General features: G+C 70.2%; 13 protein-coding genes and 1 pseudogene. 8 read left to right on the top strand and 6 right to left on the bottom strand.

The features are described from left to right. Positions 1-184: 184 nt before the first annotated feature. Complete coding sequence (locus AWU67_RS09240; RefSeq protein WP_129586677.1) at positions 185-856, top strand: M23 family metallopeptidase; 672 nt, start codon at positions 185-187, stop codon at positions 854-856. A 93-nt stretch (positions 857-949) separates the two neighbouring features. Continuing rightward, on the top strand, positions 950-1,414 hold the full coding sequence (locus AWU67_RS09235) for a hypothetical protein (protein WP_129586676.1): 465 nt from the start codon (positions 950-952) through the stop codon (positions 1,412-1,414). 9 nt (positions 1,415-1,423) lie between these two features. Here AWU67_RS09235 and efeB read toward each other — a convergent pair whose 3' ends face one another. Genes efeB through efeU form a run of 3 tightly spaced genes read right to left on the bottom strand, consistent with a single transcriptional unit; the run spans position 1,424 to position 4,875 of the window. Beyond that, complete coding sequence (gene efeB, locus AWU67_RS09230) at positions 1,424-2,773, bottom strand: iron uptake transporter deferrochelatase/peroxidase subunit (RefSeq protein WP_082716885.1); 1,350 nt, start codon at positions 2,771-2,773, stop codon at positions 1,424-1,426. 10 nt (positions 2,774-2,783) lie between these two features. Next, positions 2,784-3,962, bottom strand: coding sequence for an iron uptake system protein EfeO (gene efeO / locus AWU67_RS09225; protein WP_067228138.1), 1,179 nt, complete (start codon positions 3,960-3,962; stop codon positions 2,784-2,786). 55 nt (positions 3,963-4,017) lie between these two features. After that, the gene (gene efeU, locus AWU67_RS09220) at positions 4,018-4,875 is read right to left on the bottom strand and encodes an iron uptake transporter permease EfeU (RefSeq protein WP_067228136.1); all 858 of its coding nucleotides are present in this window, start codon (positions 4,873-4,875) and stop codon (positions 4,018-4,020) included. 183 nt (positions 4,876-5,058) lie between these two features. On the opposite strand from efeU, the gene AWU67_RS17740 reads away from it, so the two are divergent. From AWU67_RS17740 to dapC, 3 genes are read left to right on the top strand one after another with little or no spacing between them, the layout of a single operon-like run. After that, complete coding sequence (locus AWU67_RS17740) at positions 5,059-5,976, top strand: hypothetical protein (RefSeq protein WP_234407206.1); 918 nt, start codon at positions 5,059-5,061, stop codon at positions 5,974-5,976. A 51-nt stretch (positions 5,977-6,027) separates the two neighbouring features. Further along, the gene (gene fdxA / locus AWU67_RS09210; RefSeq protein ID WP_047406336.1) at positions 6,028-6,348 is read left to right on the top strand and encodes a ferredoxin; all 321 of its coding nucleotides are present in this window, start codon (positions 6,028-6,030) and stop codon (positions 6,346-6,348) included. Between the two features lie 47 nt (positions 6,349-6,395). Then, positions 6,396-7,463, top strand: coding sequence for a succinyldiaminopimelate transaminase (dapC, locus tag AWU67_RS09205; protein ID WP_067232490.1), 1,068 nt, complete (start codon positions 6,396-6,398; stop codon positions 7,461-7,463). 5 nt (positions 7,464-7,468) lie between these two features. On the opposite strand, the gene AWU67_RS09200 is transcribed toward dapC, so the two are convergent. After that, a complete protein-coding gene (locus AWU67_RS09200; RefSeq protein ID WP_129586675.1) occupies positions 7,469-7,783 on the bottom strand; it encodes a hypothetical protein in 315 nt (104 codons plus the stop codon). A gap of 113 nt (positions 7,784-7,896) precedes the next feature. On the opposite strand from AWU67_RS09200, the gene AWU67_RS09195 reads away from it, so the two are divergent. Both AWU67_RS09195 and AWU67_RS09190 read left to right on the top strand, forming a co-directional pair. Continuing rightward, positions 7,897-8,280, top strand: coding sequence for a hypothetical protein (locus tag AWU67_RS09195; RefSeq protein ID WP_067228131.1), 384 nt, complete (start codon positions 7,897-7,899; stop codon positions 8,278-8,280). 570 nt (positions 8,281-8,850) lie between these two features. Further along, complete coding sequence (locus AWU67_RS09190; protein ID WP_082716884.1) at positions 8,851-10,179, top strand: citrate synthase; 1,329 nt, start codon at positions 8,851-8,853, stop codon at positions 10,177-10,179. Between the two features lie 409 nt (positions 10,180-10,588). Here AWU67_RS09190 and AWU67_RS09185 read toward each other — a convergent pair whose 3' ends face one another. Together AWU67_RS09185 and dapD are read right to left on the bottom strand one after the other, a co-directional pair. Further along, on the bottom strand, positions 10,589-13,126 hold the full coding sequence (locus tag AWU67_RS09185) for a penicillin acylase family protein (RefSeq protein ID WP_234407205.1): 2,538 nt from the start codon (positions 13,124-13,126) through the stop codon (positions 10,589-10,591). Positions 13,127-13,243: 117 nt separating this feature from the next. Next, positions 13,244-14,236: a 2,3,4,5-tetrahydropyridine-2,6-dicarboxylate N-succinyltransferase gene (dapD, locus tag AWU67_RS09180; RefSeq protein WP_425339185.1), complete on the bottom strand. Its 993-nt coding sequence runs from the start codon at positions 14,234-14,236 to the stop codon at positions 13,244-13,246. Positions 14,237-14,335: 99 nt separating this feature from the next. Between dapD and dapE the strand changes: the two are divergent. Next, positions 14,336-15,450 (top strand): annotated as a pseudogene (gene dapE, locus AWU67_RS09175) (succinyl-diaminopimelate desuccinylase). Positions 15,451-15,452 lie beyond the last annotated feature (2 nt).

Raw genomic sequence — 15,452 nt, 5'->3', positions numbered from 1 at the left:
CTGATTGCCTGTGCGCCCGCGGCTGCGGCGCTTCCGTCGAACCGAGAGTATGCGCCGCACCCCCACACACGTTATGAGCTTCTTCCTTCCAGCACGTCCGTCCCCAGCCGATTCGCCTGCGGTGGCCAGCCGCCGCACGAGCACCTCTTCCCGCACTCTGCGCGTGCTCCTCACGGGTGTGGCCATGGCCACCTCGCTGGGTTTCGCCGCCCTTCCGACTACCGCCGCGACCGCCGCCGTCCTCGCGGATGAGAACGCGGATGCCGCCGCCCTGCTGCGCGCGGCGCCGGAATCCCAGTCGGTCGAGGCCCTCAACACCGTTCAGAGCGGCGCGTCGCCGCTGGTTGCCGAACAGGCCTCCTACCTGGCGGACGCATACGTCGCCCCCGCCCCCGAGCCCGTTGCGGCCCCCGCGGCCGCGGCGCCCGCCGTCGGCCTCGTGGTGTGGCCCGTGCCGGTCGGCACCCGCGTCTCCGACGCCTTCGGGCCGCGGTCGGCGCCCTGCGACGGCTGCTCGACGTTCCACGACGGGCTCGACCTGAACCCCGGCGCCGGAACGCCCGTCGTCGCGATCGCCGACGGCGTCGTGGTCGAGGCCGCCAACGACAGCGGCGGGCTCGGCACGCACGTCGACATCCGGCACGTCGTCGACGGCCAGACCGTCCTCAGTTCCTACGGCCACATGGAGTATGGCTCGATGACTGTCTCCGTTGGGCAGACTGTCAGCGCCGGCCAGCTTCTGGGCGTCGTCGGCACCACCGGGCAGTCGACCGGGCCGCACCTGCATCTCGAGCTGTACCACGCAGACGGTGTGCGCTTCGATCCGGCTGGCTGGCTCGCCACCTACGCCGGCTAGGCGCATCCACGGCCGGGCCAACCGGGCCTGCCGTAAACTTGACGGGGCGAGCGCGACGCGTTCGCCCCAGACCGCCCCGATCGGAGCAACGCCATGAACATCCTGCGCAGACGAGTCGTTGCACCGTTGGCCATTGCGGCATTGCTGCTGGGAGCGCCCCTCCTCGCCGGCTGCAGCAGCATCGGCGATGCCGTGGGCGGAGCCGTCAGCGGCGCTGTCAAGGACGCATCCGGAGGCGCTGTCTCCGTCGGCGCCATGCCGGAGGGCTGGCCGAGCGAGGTTCCCGTCATCGAGGGAGACATCGTCGGCGGCGGCAAGAACCCCGACGGCACCGCCGGCTGGGTCGTCGTCATCAAGTCGAGCGCGGCCGACCCCGTCGCCGACGCGACGGCGCAGCTGGAGGCGGCCGGCTTCGCCGCGCCGGAGGGGTTCACCCCCGAGAAGCTGCCGGAGGTCGACGGCGTCACCGGCGCCAGCTACTTCGCGCAGAACGCGAACTACGTCGTCATGGTCGTCGGCAGCGAGCAGGGCGTGCTGTACACCGTCGTTCCCCGCTAGGGAGCCCCGCTAGGCGAACAACGCCTCGCCCACGTAGCCGCCCTTGCGGATACCGGCCGGCACCGCGAACAGCGCGGAGCCCACGTGCCGGATGTACTCGTTGAGCGCATCGTTCTTGGCCAGCTGCGACTGCACCGTGACGAACTGCTCCGGTGAGCGCTGGTAGCTCAGGAAGAACAAGCCGGCGTTCAGGCGCCCCAGCTGGTCGTTGCCGTCGACGAAGTTGTAGCCCCGGCGCAGCATGGCCGCGCCGCCGTTGTGGCTGGGGTGGGAGAGTCGCATGTGGGCGGTTTCGGCGATGAGCGGCTTGTCACCGCGGCCCGTGATCTCGAAATCGGGTGGTGTGAACTCGGTGCCGCCGGAGAGCGGCGCACCCTCGCCCTTGGTACGGCCGAAGACGGCCTCCTGCTCGCGCAAGATCGTGCGATCCCAGGTCTCGATCGTCATCCGGATGCGACGGGCCACCAGGTAGCTTCCGCCGGCCAGCCATGCTGGGCCATCGTCCGGGTGCACCCACACCTGTTCGTTGACGGTGGCCGTCTCCTCTGCCTTCACGTTCGACGTGCCGTCCTTGAAACCGAACAGGTTGCGCGGGGTGGCCTGGGCTGTGCTGGTGGAGGAGGTGCGGCCAAAGCCCAGCTGCGACCAGCGAAGCGTGGCCCGGCCGAAGGCGATGCGGGTGAGATTGCGGATGGCGTGCACGGCGACCTGCGGGTCGTCGGCGCAAGCCTGGATGCAGAGCTCCCCGTCGGAGGCCTCGGCTTCCAACATGTCGCCGGGAAAGTGCGGCAGCCGGGTGAGGGCTGCGGGCTGGCGGGACGCGATGCCGAAGCGGTCGGCGCCCGCGGCGTCGCGGAACAGGGCGGGGCCGAAGCCGAAGGTGATGGTGAGGCCGCCGGCCGGAAGTCCCTGCGCCTCCCCGGTGTCCTCCGGCGGGGCGTCGTAGTTGCCGCTCACCGCGCCGAAGTCGCCGATGTCACGGCCGGCCGTCATGGCCGCCGCGGCGACCGTCCAGTCCTGCAGCAGCTCGATCAGCTCGGCCCGGCCGGCGTCGCCGGCCATGTCGAACGCCGCGAAGTGCAGCCGGTCCTGAGCCGGCGTCACGATGCCGGACTGGTGGCTGCCGTAGAACGGGTAGGTGGCGGCGTTCGGGGCGGACTGGCCGGCTCCGGATGCCGCGATCACGGCGCGGTCGGCGCCGACGCCGAGCCCGATGCCCGCCACCGTCGCGCCGGCCAGCCCGAGCAGGCCGCGGCGGGAGAGCCCGCGCGGGGCGGGCTGCTCAGTCGCCGACTCCACGGAGCCATCGACCGGCCCCGCGGCAGGGTCGCCGGGGGAGCGGTCGTCAGGAGTGTTCATGCTTCTCAGATTAGTTGAGCACGAGGGCGGCGGTGAGCTGGTTGAGCGGCTCGCCGAGGGCGTTGACCTGGTCGGAGAACGCGCGGATCTCGGCCGGGCTGAGCTCGGTGTACAGCTTGAATCCGTCCCCGACCCGCTGGGCGTCGAGCAGCTTCTGCAGCGCGGCGAACTCGCGGTCCAACTTCGCGGCGAGGTCGGCATCCTTGGCCAGCAAGATGTCGCGCACGCCACCGTAGAGCACGGTCGCGCCGTCGACGTTGGCCTGGAAGTCCCAGAGGTCGGTGTGCGACCAGAACTCCTCCTCGCCGGTGACCTTGCCGCTGGCGACCTCGTCCATCAGGCCGATGGCGCCGTTGGTCTGCATGTCGAGCGTGAAGTCGAGGTTCTGCACCTTGTCGTTCAGGGTCGCTGTGTCGGCGACGAGCTTGTCGGCGAGGGCCTGGCGCTGCTCCGGCGTGTACGCGGCGAAGCCGGCCTCGGCGTTGGCCGGCCAGAGGTCCTTCTCCATGGCGTGCCAGCCGGTCCACTCCTGCCCTTCCTCGAGGTCGGCCTCACGGAGGTCGAGCATCGGGTCGAGGTCGCCGAAGGATTCGGCGACGGTCTCGACGCGCTCCCAGTGCACGCGGGTGGGCGCGTAGAGGGCGCGGGCCTCCTCGTCGTTGCCGGCGGTGTAGGCGGCGGCGAAAGCGTCGGTGCCGGTCACCAGCTGGGCGATCTGGTCCTTGACGTATGCGGCGTAGTTCAGGTTCGCGGCGGCGACCTGGGCGGTGAGGTCGGCGTCGGCCTCGAAGTCGTGGCCGGAGTCCGTCACGGTGAACGCGGCCTTGCCGATGCCCGCGCCGACCATGCCCGGCTTGCAGACGGTGAAGTAGTCGCCGGGGCGGGCCTGGATGACGAGGTCGCGGCTGATTCCGGGGCCGACGTTCTCGACCTCACCGACGATGCGCAGGCCGTCGTCGGCCAGCAGGTAGAACTCGGTCACCTGGGTGCCGGAGTTCTTGACGGTGAAGCGCACGTTGCCGCTCGGCGCCGATGCGGTGTCGATGGTGCAGGCGTCGGCGCTGCTGTCGACGCCGATGCCGGTGTGGCCGGCATCCGCCGTCGGGGCGTTGGCGACGCAGCCGGAGAGCAGCAGGAGGGCGGCGCCGGCGGCGACGGAGGCGATGGCGGGGCGGAGCAGGCGTGACACAGAGGTCTCCTCAGGAAGGGTCGTGTGGGGTGAAAACGGGGAAGGGGACGGCGGGCTAGGAGGCCGGGAGGGCGACGGGTGCCGCCGGCGCAGGCTTGTGCGCCGGGCGCCGTCCGGCGCGGCTCTTCACGATGAATATCGTGAGCGTCGGCACCACATAGCCGAGCCAGACTGCGGCCTCCAGCCAGGTGGTGGCCGGCGAGAAGTTGAGCGTGCCCTTGAGCAGCGTTCCGTACCAGCTGTCCGGCGGGATCGCGGCGCTCACGTCGAACGCCAGGTTGTGCAGGCCGGGCAGGATGCCGGCCTCCTGCAGGTCGTGCACGCCGTAGGCGAGCACCCCACCGGCGACGATGATCAGGGCGGCGCCCGTCCAGGTGAAGAACTTCGACAGGTTGATGCGCAGCATGCCGGAGTAGAGCAGCCAACCGAGCCCGACGGCGGTGAGGATGCCGAGGCTCGCGCCGAGGATCGGCATGGTGGTCTCGCCGGTCGCCTGCACGGCCGCCCAAATGAACAGCGCGGTCTCGATGCCCTCGCGGCCGACGGCGAGGAACGCGACGATGACGAGCCCCCAGCCGGTGCCGTCCAGGTGCTTGTCGATGTTGCCGTGTAGAACGCCCTTGAGGTCGCGGGCGGTGCGCAGCATCCAGAACACCATCCAGGTCACGAACCCGGTGGCGACGATGGAGAGGATGCCGCCGATGGCCTCCTGCGCCTCGAAGCTCAGCCCGTAGGTGCCGAAGGTGAGGATCGCGCCGATGCCGAGGGCGAGCAGCACGGCCAGCCCGATGCCGAGCCAGATGCGGCCGAGCAGGTCACGCCGGTCGATCTTGACGATGTAGGCGATCAGGATGGTGACGATCAGGGCCGCTTCGAGACCCTCGCGGAGGCCGATCAGATAATTGGCGAGCATGGTTCTTCCGTGTGGCTGTAAGTCTGGGAGTTTGGTAAGCCTACCCTTAGGCGGAAAGCCTCCGGTGGTCGAGCGTAGACCTGAGAAAGGTGATTGTCCAGTCGCGCGCTCGTTAGGATGAGCGCCAGGAGTTCTTCTCGAACGAAAGGCTGAAACGTGGTTTTGAGTGGACGGGAAGAACGGGTGCTTCTCGTGTTTCCCCGCGGCCGCGACGCCCTGGCCCAGGCCGGTGGCACGATTGCCCGGTTGGTTGACGCGGGCTCCTCGGCCTCGGTGCTCAGCTCTGCCGGCGACGCCGACGCGGATGCCGGTCTCTGGGCGATGGGCGCGCGCAACGTCGCCGTGGCGGGGAATGATGCCCGCGCCGCTGTCGCCGACGCTCTCGACGGCCAGCGCAGCTCGGCCGTCGTGGTGCCCGCGCCACTGGCCGGCGCGGAACACAGCGCTGCGTCCGAGCTCGTCACCGCGGCGCTGGAAGAGGCAGCCGCCCGCCACCTGCCCGTCTATCTTGCGGTGAGCGGCCGGATGCCGGCCGGTCAACGCCTGATCGCCGTCGATGTCTCCGACCACCTGGACGCCAAGAGCGATGCCCTGGCCGCGCTGCCCGGAGTCAGCGTGGTCGAGCGCACCGTCACTGTCGACGGCCAGGCCCCGCGCCTGCTTGGCGCGACCGAGCAGTTCGTTTTGATCGGCGGCGGCCAGCCGGAACCTGCCGACACCCCCAGCGTGAGCAGTCGCATCGGTGCGGCCGTGCTCGGCTTCCTGGTCGGCGCGCTCTTCGCTGCGATGGGCACCGTCGCGCACCAGTCCACGGCGGAGATCTTCGGGATCACGGTGCCGTGGGGGCTGCTGCTCGGCCTGGTCGGCTTCACCGCGCTGCTCGTCGGCCTGCGGCTGGTGCTGCACGACCGCGTCACGGTGCTGTTCACCGCGCTCGGCGCGCTGGTGACGATCTTTGTGTTGTCGCTGCGGAGCACCGGCGGCTCGGTGCTGATCCCAGAGGGAGCGCTCGGTCTGGCCTGGACGATGGGGCCGGTGATCATCGCCGCGATCGTGCTCGCCTGGCCACGATTGCCCGCCCGTCCCTCGCCGCGCGCGTAGACTTGTGGGAACCGCCTGCAAGGGTGGGCTCGCGAAGGGAATCTGAACACTGTGACCTATGTCATCGCTCTTCCGTGCGTCGACGTCAAAGACCGTGCTTGCATCGATGAGTGCCCGGTTGACTGCATCTACGAGGGTGAGCGTTCGCTCTACATTCACCCCGACGAGTGCGTCGACTGCGGTGCCTGCGAGCCGGTGTGCCCCGTCGAGGCCATCTACTACGAAGACGATCTGCCTGAGCAGTGGGCCGACTACTACAAGGCCAACGTCGAGTTCTTCGACGACATCGGCTCCCCGGGCGGCGCGGCCAAGGTCGGCGTCATCGCCAAGGACCACCCGGTGATCTCTGTGCTTCCGCCGCAGGCCCACTGAGCGCCCGCCCCGTGCTGAAAGAGCTGCCAGAGTACCCCTGGGACCAGATGGTGCCGTTCGCCGAGCGCGCACGCCGGCACCCGGACGGCATCGTCGACCTGTCGATCGGCTCGCCCGTCGACCCGACGCCCGCCATCATCCGCGATGCGCTCGCCCAGGCGACGGATGCCCACGCCTACCCGCAGACGGCGGGAACACCCGCGCTGCAGCGGGCCATCATCGACTGGTTCGAGCGCCGCCGCGGCGTGCCCGGCCTCGCCGAGCGCAATGTGCTGCCGACGGTCGGCTCCAAGGAGCTCGTCGCACTGCTGCCGTTCATGCTCGGAGTCGGCGAGGGGGACACCATCGTTCACCCGCGCGCGGCCTACCCGACCTACGCGATCGGCGCGGCCATCGCCGGCGCGGAGGCACTGGCCTCCGACGAGCCGAGCGAGTGGCCGGAGAGCACGAAGCTGATCTGGCTGAACAGCCCGGGCAACCCGGACGGCCGCGTGCTCGGCATCGATGAGCTGCGCGCCGCCCGCGACAGAGCCCGTGAGCTCGGCGCCGTCATCGTCAGCGACGAGTGCTACGCAGAGCTCGGCTGGGACGCCCCCTGGGACGCCGAGCCCATCCCCAGCATCCTCGACCCGCGCGTCGTCGGCGACGACCGCAAGAACGTGCTCGCCGTCTACTCGCTGAGCAAGCAGTCGAACATGGCCGGCTACCGCGCCGCCTTCGCCGCCGGCTGCGGCGGCGTCATCCAGCGCCTGCTCACCGTGCGCAAGCACGCCGGGCTCATGCTTCCCGCTCCGCTGCAGGAGGCCATGGTCGTCGCCCTCGGCGACGACACCCACGTAGACGCCCAGCGCGAGCTCTACCGGGCCCGCCGCGCGGTGCTGCTGCCGGCGCTCGTCGCCGCCGGCTTCACGATCGACAACAGCGAGGCGGGGCTCTACCTCTGGGCAACAGAGGGCAGGAGCGCCTGGGAGTCCATCGACAGGCTCGCCGGCCTCGGCATCCTGGCCGGCCCCGGAACCTTCTACGGCGACGTCTACCCGAACCACGTGCGCTTCTCGCTCACCGCGAGCGACGAGCGGATCGCGGCCGCGGCGGCGCGCCTGCGCGCAGCCTAGCCGCACTACTCGATCGGGCGGGCAGTCGGCGTCGGCAGCTCGATCCGGGCGAGCGCGGACTCATCGCCGCCACCGGGCAGGATCCCGACGAGCACGCCGGGCGCCACCCAGACCGCGTTGCGGGTGCGCGCCAGCGCCTCCGACGACCGCATCGTGCCGTCCAGCACGGCGAGCCCCGCCGGCGGTTCGGCGGCCCAGCCGCCGGTCCCGCCATCGAGGAGCTCGCGGAACCGAGCGGAGCCGCCCGCCACCCACATCGGGGCCGGCTCCGGCGTCGCGGCGACCGGCAGCACAACGGCGCCGCCCTCTGCGGAATCCACCAGGCGCACACGGTAGCCGGGGCCGTACCCCAGCGCGGCACGTCGGGGGAGTCGGCTGGCAGCGCGCCGTCGATGACGCGGGCGGTGCCGTCCTCCCTGATCTGGAACACGCCGTGCTCCGTTCCGATGACGATGCCGAGGGGGTCGCCGGCGGTGACATCGACGGATGCCGCAGTCAGGGCGAGGGTGCGGAGCTGCTCGCCGTCGCGCGGCTGCCTGACCGGAACCTCGGTCCCGCTGCCCTCGGCGGGCGGCGGCGCCATCCCGGCGAGCGTTTCCAGCGCGCCGTCGCGCGACATCCGTCGCACCACATACTGCTCGGAGCTGTGGCGCGGCAGGTCCACGCGTTCGACGAAGACGAGCCGGCCGCTCTGGTCGACGTCGATGCTCGTGATCGGGCCGAACGGGGAGTCAACCGTGACGGGGCCGTCCGCGGTGAACGGCCGAATCGGATCGGGGCTCGTCGGCACACGCTGGCCGGTGAGCACAGGCTCTGAGACGCGGGTCGCGGTGTCGAAGAGCTCGACCGTTGTGTTCAGCTGGCCGCTGCCGAGGGGGCGCAGCACGTAGAGCATGGTTGTGTTGATCGCGGCGATGTCGAGGGCGGTCCGCCCGTACTCGGGGCCGGCGTTGAACCGGGTGATCGCGCCATCCGCCGCCACACGGAGCCAAGATCCGGCGGATTCCGTCCAGACGCCGCCCGCGGTGTCGTCGCTGATGTTCCAGATGACGTAGGTGACATCGCTGTCCCCGGCGGAGCCGTCGTTCACGGTGACGGGGAGAGGCGCCAGTCGTCGGCATCCGGTCCGGCCGCGCAGCCGAACAAGAGGAGGGCCGCCGCGGCGATGCCGCAGCCAGCGAGCCCCCGCCTCGTGGTCATGGGCTGATCCTAGTGTGCCGGGCTGGGGCGCAGATTCAGGAGCTTACCTCTAACGGATCCTCGCATTCTTCAGCGGATGCAACAGTAGGTCGCGGGGCGGATTAGGCTGTAACTCGGACTGCCCGCCCATCGCGTGCCCGTCCATCAACTTTCTTCTACTTCCACCATCCAGGATCCAGGAGGCCCCGTGGGCGACGTCGATCAGACACAGGCCGGAACAGCCGCAGCCAAGCCGACACAGCCGGCCGTTGCAACGCTGAGCTACCCGGGCGGAACTGCAGAGTTCCCCATCATCTCCAGCGTCGACGGGCCAGACAGCCTGGACATGTCCACGCTGACCAAGCAGACCGGCCTGACCGGTCTGGACTACGGCTTCGTGAACACGGCGTCGACGAAGTCGGCGATCACGTTCATCGACGGCGAGCAGGGCATCCTGCGCTACCGCGGCTACCCGATCGAGCAGATCGCGAAGAACGCGAGCTTCCTCGAGACAGCATGGCTGCTGATCTACGGCGAGCTGCCGACCGCCACCGAGCTCAGCGAGTTCGACGAGAAGATCCGTCGCCACACGCTGCTGCACGAAGACCTGAAGGGCTTCTTCAGCGCGCTGCCGCACGACGCCCACCCCATGTCGGTGCTGGCATCCGGTGTCTCGGCCCTGTCGACCTACTACCAGGACTCGATCGACCCGAAGAACCCGGAACACGTCGAGCTGGCCACCATCCGCCTGCTCGCGAAGCTGCCCGTCATGGCGGCCTACGCGCACAAGAAGAGCATCGGCCAGGCCTTCCTGTACCCCGATAACTCGCTGAGCTTCGTCGACAACTTCCTGAAGCTCAACTTCGGCAACCTGGCCGAGCCCTACGTCGTCAACCCGGTGCTGTCGAAGGCGCTGGAGCGCCTGCTGATCCTGCACGAGGACCACGAGCAGAACGCATCCACCTCGACGGTGCGCCTGGTCGGCTCGACCGAGGCCAACCTGTTCGCCTCCGTCTCCGCCGGCATCAACGCGCTGTTCGGCCCGCTGCACGGCGGCGCCAACGAGGCCGTGCTGACGATGCTCGCCGAGATCCGCGACTCCGGAGAGGGCGTTGCCCGCTACGTGGAGCGCGTGAAGAACAAGGAAGCCGGCGTCAAGCTGATGGGCTTCGGGCACCGCGTCTACAAGAACTACGACCCGCGCGCCAAGCTGGTCAAGGAGAGCGCCCACGAGGTGCTCGAGGCGCTCGGCGTCAAGGACGAACTGCTCGACATCGCCATGGAGCTCGAGAAGATCGCGCTGGAGGACGAGTACTTCAAGTCCCGCCGCTTGTACCCGAACGTCGACTTCTACACCGGCGTCATCTACAAGGCGATGGGCTTCCCGACGCACATGTTCACCGTGCTGTTCGCGATCGGCCGCCTTCCCGGCTGGATCGCGCACTGGCGTGAGATGAACGAGGACCCGCAGACGAAGATCGGCCGCCCGCAGCAGCTGTACACGGGAGCGCCCGCGCGCGACTTCCCGGAGCGCTAAGCACCGGTCCACTCTGAGAACGACCCCGTCGGCCCCTGGCCAGCGGGGTCGTTTCGCGTTCCGCCCCGGCCACGTTGTGCGCGCCGCCTTACCCGTTGGTCGAGTAGCGAGGAACGAGCGTATCGAGACCTCGTGCGTGACACGGTTTCTCGCCGGTGACCGGGTCTCGATACGGCCCTGGCGGGCCTCCTCGATCAGCGGGGAATTGCGCGCCGGCTGAGGCGTGACCGGCGGGGAACGCACGTCGGCTGGAGGCGGCCGCGCCGCGAGGAACGAGCAGCGCAGGCGCCGAAGCCCGGGAGCCGGCGTGGCCGTTCGGTTATTGGCTTCGGTCGCTGGCGCTCCCTCGAGCCAACGGGAGGGGACCCGCCCAACCCGTTGGTCGAGTATCGAGACGCCGGCGCTGCCCCTACGGCTTCGGATGCAGCTGCAGAACGTCGCGGGCGGCCTCGCGCACGGTATCCGGCGTGAAGGCCCAGGTCCGGGTCTTATGCTCCTGCCAGAGCGGCGTCTGGTCGTCGTAGTGCGGGTGGAAGGCGTGCCCGGACGCGCCGGTCAGGTTCACCCACGTGGAGTCGTCGAGGTCCGCCAGGTCGACAACCATGCGCATCGACGGCACCCAGTCGACCGTGTAACCCGTGCTCGCATCCCAGCCGACCGCGTTCACCACGGAGGACCCGCCGGCGACGGGGATCGGCCCGCGGTTGAACAGCCACTCGATCGGCGCGATGCCCGACTCGCCGAAGCTCGCGTTGGTGAGGGTGAGCGTGTGCAGCTTCCCCCACTGCCAGCGCCGCGGGTCGGCGCCGAAGGTGTCGACGCCCTCCTGCCAGGCCTGCTCCGCCGCGTAGCTGAGCATGGCGTCGCGCCCGGAGATGCCGAGCCGCTCGTTGGTCCACCACGGGGAGTCCGGCTGTTCGAGCAGCGCGCCGACGACGCCGAACCAGCGGTCGCCGCCGGCCGGCCACGTGCTCTCCGGCAGCTTGTCGTGGAACATCGCCGCGAGCAGCTGCCGCCAGGTCATGTTGAAGTAGGCGGATGCCGCAGAGTCGGCGTCATCGGAGTAGTCCCAGTTCGCGAGCAGCCGCTGCGCCTCAGCCGCCTCCGGTTTGAGGGGGAGCTCGGCCAGCACCGGGGCGAGCGCCGCGGCGTTCGCGTTGAAGTTATCGGCTTGGATCGACGCCATGCCCTTCACCGTGAGCTTCTCCCCGGCGGTGATGGCCGTGGTCAGCCGGTCGTTGATCTGCTGTGCCCGGTAGCCCAGATCCCAGTCCTGGGTGAGCATCCGTGGGAAGCCCTCGCCGACGGCGGAGTTGTTGGCGGTGACGATCATGCCGCTCTCGGGGTTGAGCACGCTCGGCAGCTCCTCGAACGGGATTTCGCCCACCCACCCGTTCTCGCTCGTCCAGCCGGGCAGCGGCAGCGTGCCGTCGCCGGCGCTGCGGATCGGGATCCGGCCCGGCGCCTGGTAGCCGATGTTGCCGGAGGTGTCCGCATAGATCAGATTCTGCGACGGCACCTCGAACAGGCGCGCGCCGGCCCGAAACTCGTCCCAGTTCTGCGCCTTGTCGATCGCGAAGACGGCCGACGGCGTGTGGCCAGGGGTCAGCGCCGTCCATTGCAGCGACAGGGCGTAGTCGCCGGCCGGCAGCCCGCTCGCCGCGGGGTAGTCCGCGGCGATGCTCCCGAACTGATCGGTGATACCGGAGACGACGGGGCCGCGGGCCGTCGAGCGGATCTCCAGCTCGACCGGCTCCCCGCCGGCCACCGTGATGGTCTCGGTGCGCACGGTGAAAGGGTGCACGGCCCCGTCGAGCTCGTAGCCGTCGGGGGTTACCTTCTCCAGATAGAGGTCGGCGACATCTGGGCCCAGGTTGGTGAGGCCCCAGGCGATGGAGGCGTTGTGGCCGATGATGATGCCGGGCAGCCCGGAGAAGCTGTAGCCGGCCACGTCGAAGGGGCACTCCGCGCTGACCGTGCTGCAGCGCAGTCCCATCTGGTACCAGACAGAGGGCATGGCGGCGCCGAGGTGCGGGTCGTTGGCCAGCAGCGGGGAGCCAGACTCGGTCAGCGCCCCGGCCACCACCCAGGAGTTCGAGCCGATCTCGTTGCCGGCGGGGCCAATCAGCTCGGGCAGGGCGGCCAGGCTGGCCTGCAGCGCGTCGAGGGCGTCGAGCGCGGCCGGCTCGGCGAGCGCGGCCGTCGCGGCATCCGCGGCGTCCGCACTCGCGTCCGCCTCAGAGTCCGGCTCGTCAGCCGGGGCTGCCGGGGCCGCCGGCGCTCCGCTGCCCGCGATGATCGTCGGGTGCGTGCCGTAGGGGTACGCCGGATGCAGCAGCGCGACATCCGCGGCGGGCAGCGCCGTGGCCAGCAGCGCCCGGTCGATCTCGTCCTCGAGGTTGCTGCGCAGGTCCCACGCCATCGCCTTCAGCCAGGCGACGGAATCGGCCGGCGTCCAGCGCTCCGGCTGGTACTGCCCGTTCTGCAGCCCCAGGACGGCGTATTCGAGCGAGAGGTCTGCGCCGGAACGACTGCCCAGGTAGGCGTTCACGCCCTCGGCATAGGCCTCGTAGTAGCCGAGCGTCTCGGTGTCGAGCATTGCCACCTCCGCCTCGGCGGTGGCGCGCCAGCCGAGGGTGCGGATGAAGGAGTCGGTGCCCACCTGAGATTCCCCGAACATCTCGGCGAGCCGGCCGCTGGTCACGTGCCGGCGGAAGTCCATCTCCCAGAAGCGGTCTTGCGAGTGCACGAAGCCCTGCGCGTAGAACAGGTCGTGGGCGGTGTCCGCGGTGATCTGCGGGATGCCGGCTGCGTCTCTGGACACGGTGACCGGCTTGCTCAGCCCGGGGACGTCGATGCGGCCGGTCGTGGTGGGGAAGGAGCGCTGCACCGTCCAGATGCCGATGCCCGCCGTGACCAGCAGCAGCACGAGCACGGTGGCCAGCACGGCGATCAGTGCTCGAACCCCTCGGCTCCGCCGAGATCGTGGTGCGTCCGTTCCCACTGCAACCCCCTCGTCGCGAATCCCGTACTGCGACCCTATACGGCGGGCCGCCCGACACGCCTAGGCGTGCAGGGCCGCGTTCAACACGATGCCGCTGCCGTCACGCGGCAGCACCTCGACGGCGCCGCTCAGCGAGTTGCGCCGGAACAGCAGGTTCGCCGCGCCGGAGAGGGCGCTGGCCTTCACGGAACGCACGGGGGAGCCGGCCGCTGCGGTCGGATCGATCACGACCACCTTGGTGCCGGCCGTGACGTAGAGCCCCGCCTCGACGACGCTGTCGTCGCCGATCGAGATGCCGACGCCCGAGTTGGCGCCGAGCAGGGCCCGCGCTCCGATGCTGATGCGGTCGGTGCCGCCGCCGGAGAGCGTGCCCATGATCGAGGCACCGCCGCCGATGTCGGCGCCGTCGCCGACGACAACGCCCTGCGAGATGCGACCCTCCACCATCGAGGAGCCGAGCGTTCCCGCGTTGAAGTTCACGAAGCCCTCGTGCATCACGGTGGTGCCGGGCGCGAGGTGCGCGCCGAGGCGCACGCGGGAGGCATCCGCGATGCGCACCCGCTCCGGCGTCACATAGTCGAGCAGCCGGGGGAACTTGTCCAGACCGGTGACGTGGATGCCAGCCCGCTGCAGCTGCGGGCGCAGCCTGTCGAGGTCGGCCGGGGCGATCGGGCCGGCGTTGGTCCAGGCCACGTTCGGCAGCTGGCCGAAGATGCCGTCCAGATTGATCGTGTTCGGGCGCACCAACAGGTGCGAGAGCAGGTGCAGGCGCAGGTACGCGTCGGCCGTGCTGGCCGGGGCGGCCGCCAGCTCAATCTCGATGTTGACGAAGTCGACGTGCACCCCGCGGCGCGCGTCCTCGCCGAGCAGCGCGGCGAACTCGGCCGGGGCGATCCACCGGTCGACGGATTCCGGCCGGCGGCCGAGTGCGGGAGCCGGGAACCAGGCGTCGAGCACGGTGCCATCAGCGGCGACCGTGCTGAGGCCGGAGGCCCAGGCGTGCGTGGCGGCGGGCATGGGGGCAGGGGCGCCAGACGGCTCGGTAACGTGCATGTCGTCAAGCGTACTGGCGCGCGGGGAGGCGCCGGTTCCGCGTTGCGCTGTGTGTTCCGGATGCCGCAGTCGGCAGCATCCGGAAGCTACGCTGGGGGCATGGCAGCCCTCGAATCTCCCGTCAACGCAGGCCCCGGCACTGAGCGGCTGGACCTGGCCGCCAGCTCGGTCGACATCACCCGCCAGATCTGCGACATCGACTCCGTCTCCGGCGCCGAGAAGCGGCTGGCGGACGCAATCGAAGCGACCCTGGCCGACGCGGCGCACCTCGAGCTGATCCGGCACGGCAATTGCGTCGTTGCCCGCACGAACCTCGGCCGCGCGCAGCGAGTCATCATCGCCGGCCACATCGACACGGTGCCGGTCAACGACAACCTGCCGACCCGGTTCGAGACGTTCGAGGATCGCGACTACCTCTGGGGCCGCGGCACCGTCGACATGAAGGCGGGTGTCGCGGTGCAGCTGAAGCTCGCCGCCGAGCTCACCGCGCCCCGGGTCGACGTGACCTGGATGTGGTACGACAACGAGGAGGTCTCGTCGGAGCTGAACGGCCTGGGCCTGCTGGCCGCCGACCGCCCCGACTTGTTCACGGGCGATTTCGCCATCCTCGGTGAGCCGAGCAACGGCCAGGTCGAGGGCGGCTGCAACGGCACCATCCGATTCGAGCTGCGCACCCGCGGCGTGCGCGCCCACTCCGCGCGGGCCTGGGTCGGCGACAACGCCATCCACAAGCTCGGCGCGGTGCTGCAGACGCTCGCCACCTATGTGCCGCGCGAGGTCGAGGTCGAGGGCCTGGTCTACCGCGAGGGCTTGAACGCGATCGGCATCAGCGGGGAGTGGCAGGCAACGTCATCCCCGACGAGGCCATGGTGCACATCAACTATCGCTTCGCGCCGAGCCGCAGCGTCGCCGAGGCGATCGCCCACATGCACGAGCTGTTCCCGGGCTACGAGATCCTGGTGGTGGATGCCGCAGAGGGCGCCCGCCCCGGACTGGACGCGGCCATCGCGCGCAACTTCGTCGCGGCGGTCGGGGCGGAGCCGCGACCGAAGTACGGCTGGACGGATGTCGCCCGCTTCAGCGCCCTCGGAATCCCGGCGGTGAACTTCGGGCCGGGCGACCCGCTCAAGGCGCACGCCGATGACGAGCGCGTGCTCCTCGCCCAGATCACCGACGGCGAACGCGCGCTGCGCGCTTGGCTCACCGGCCACTGACG

This window comes from Microterricola viridarii (genome assembly GCF_001542775.1).
GTDB lineage: Bacteria > Actinomycetota > Actinomycetes > Actinomycetales > Microbacteriaceae > Microterricola > Microterricola viridarii_A.
The sequence above is the reverse complement of the archived record's forward strand: the minus strand, read 5'-3'. Positions and strand labels throughout refer to the sequence as shown.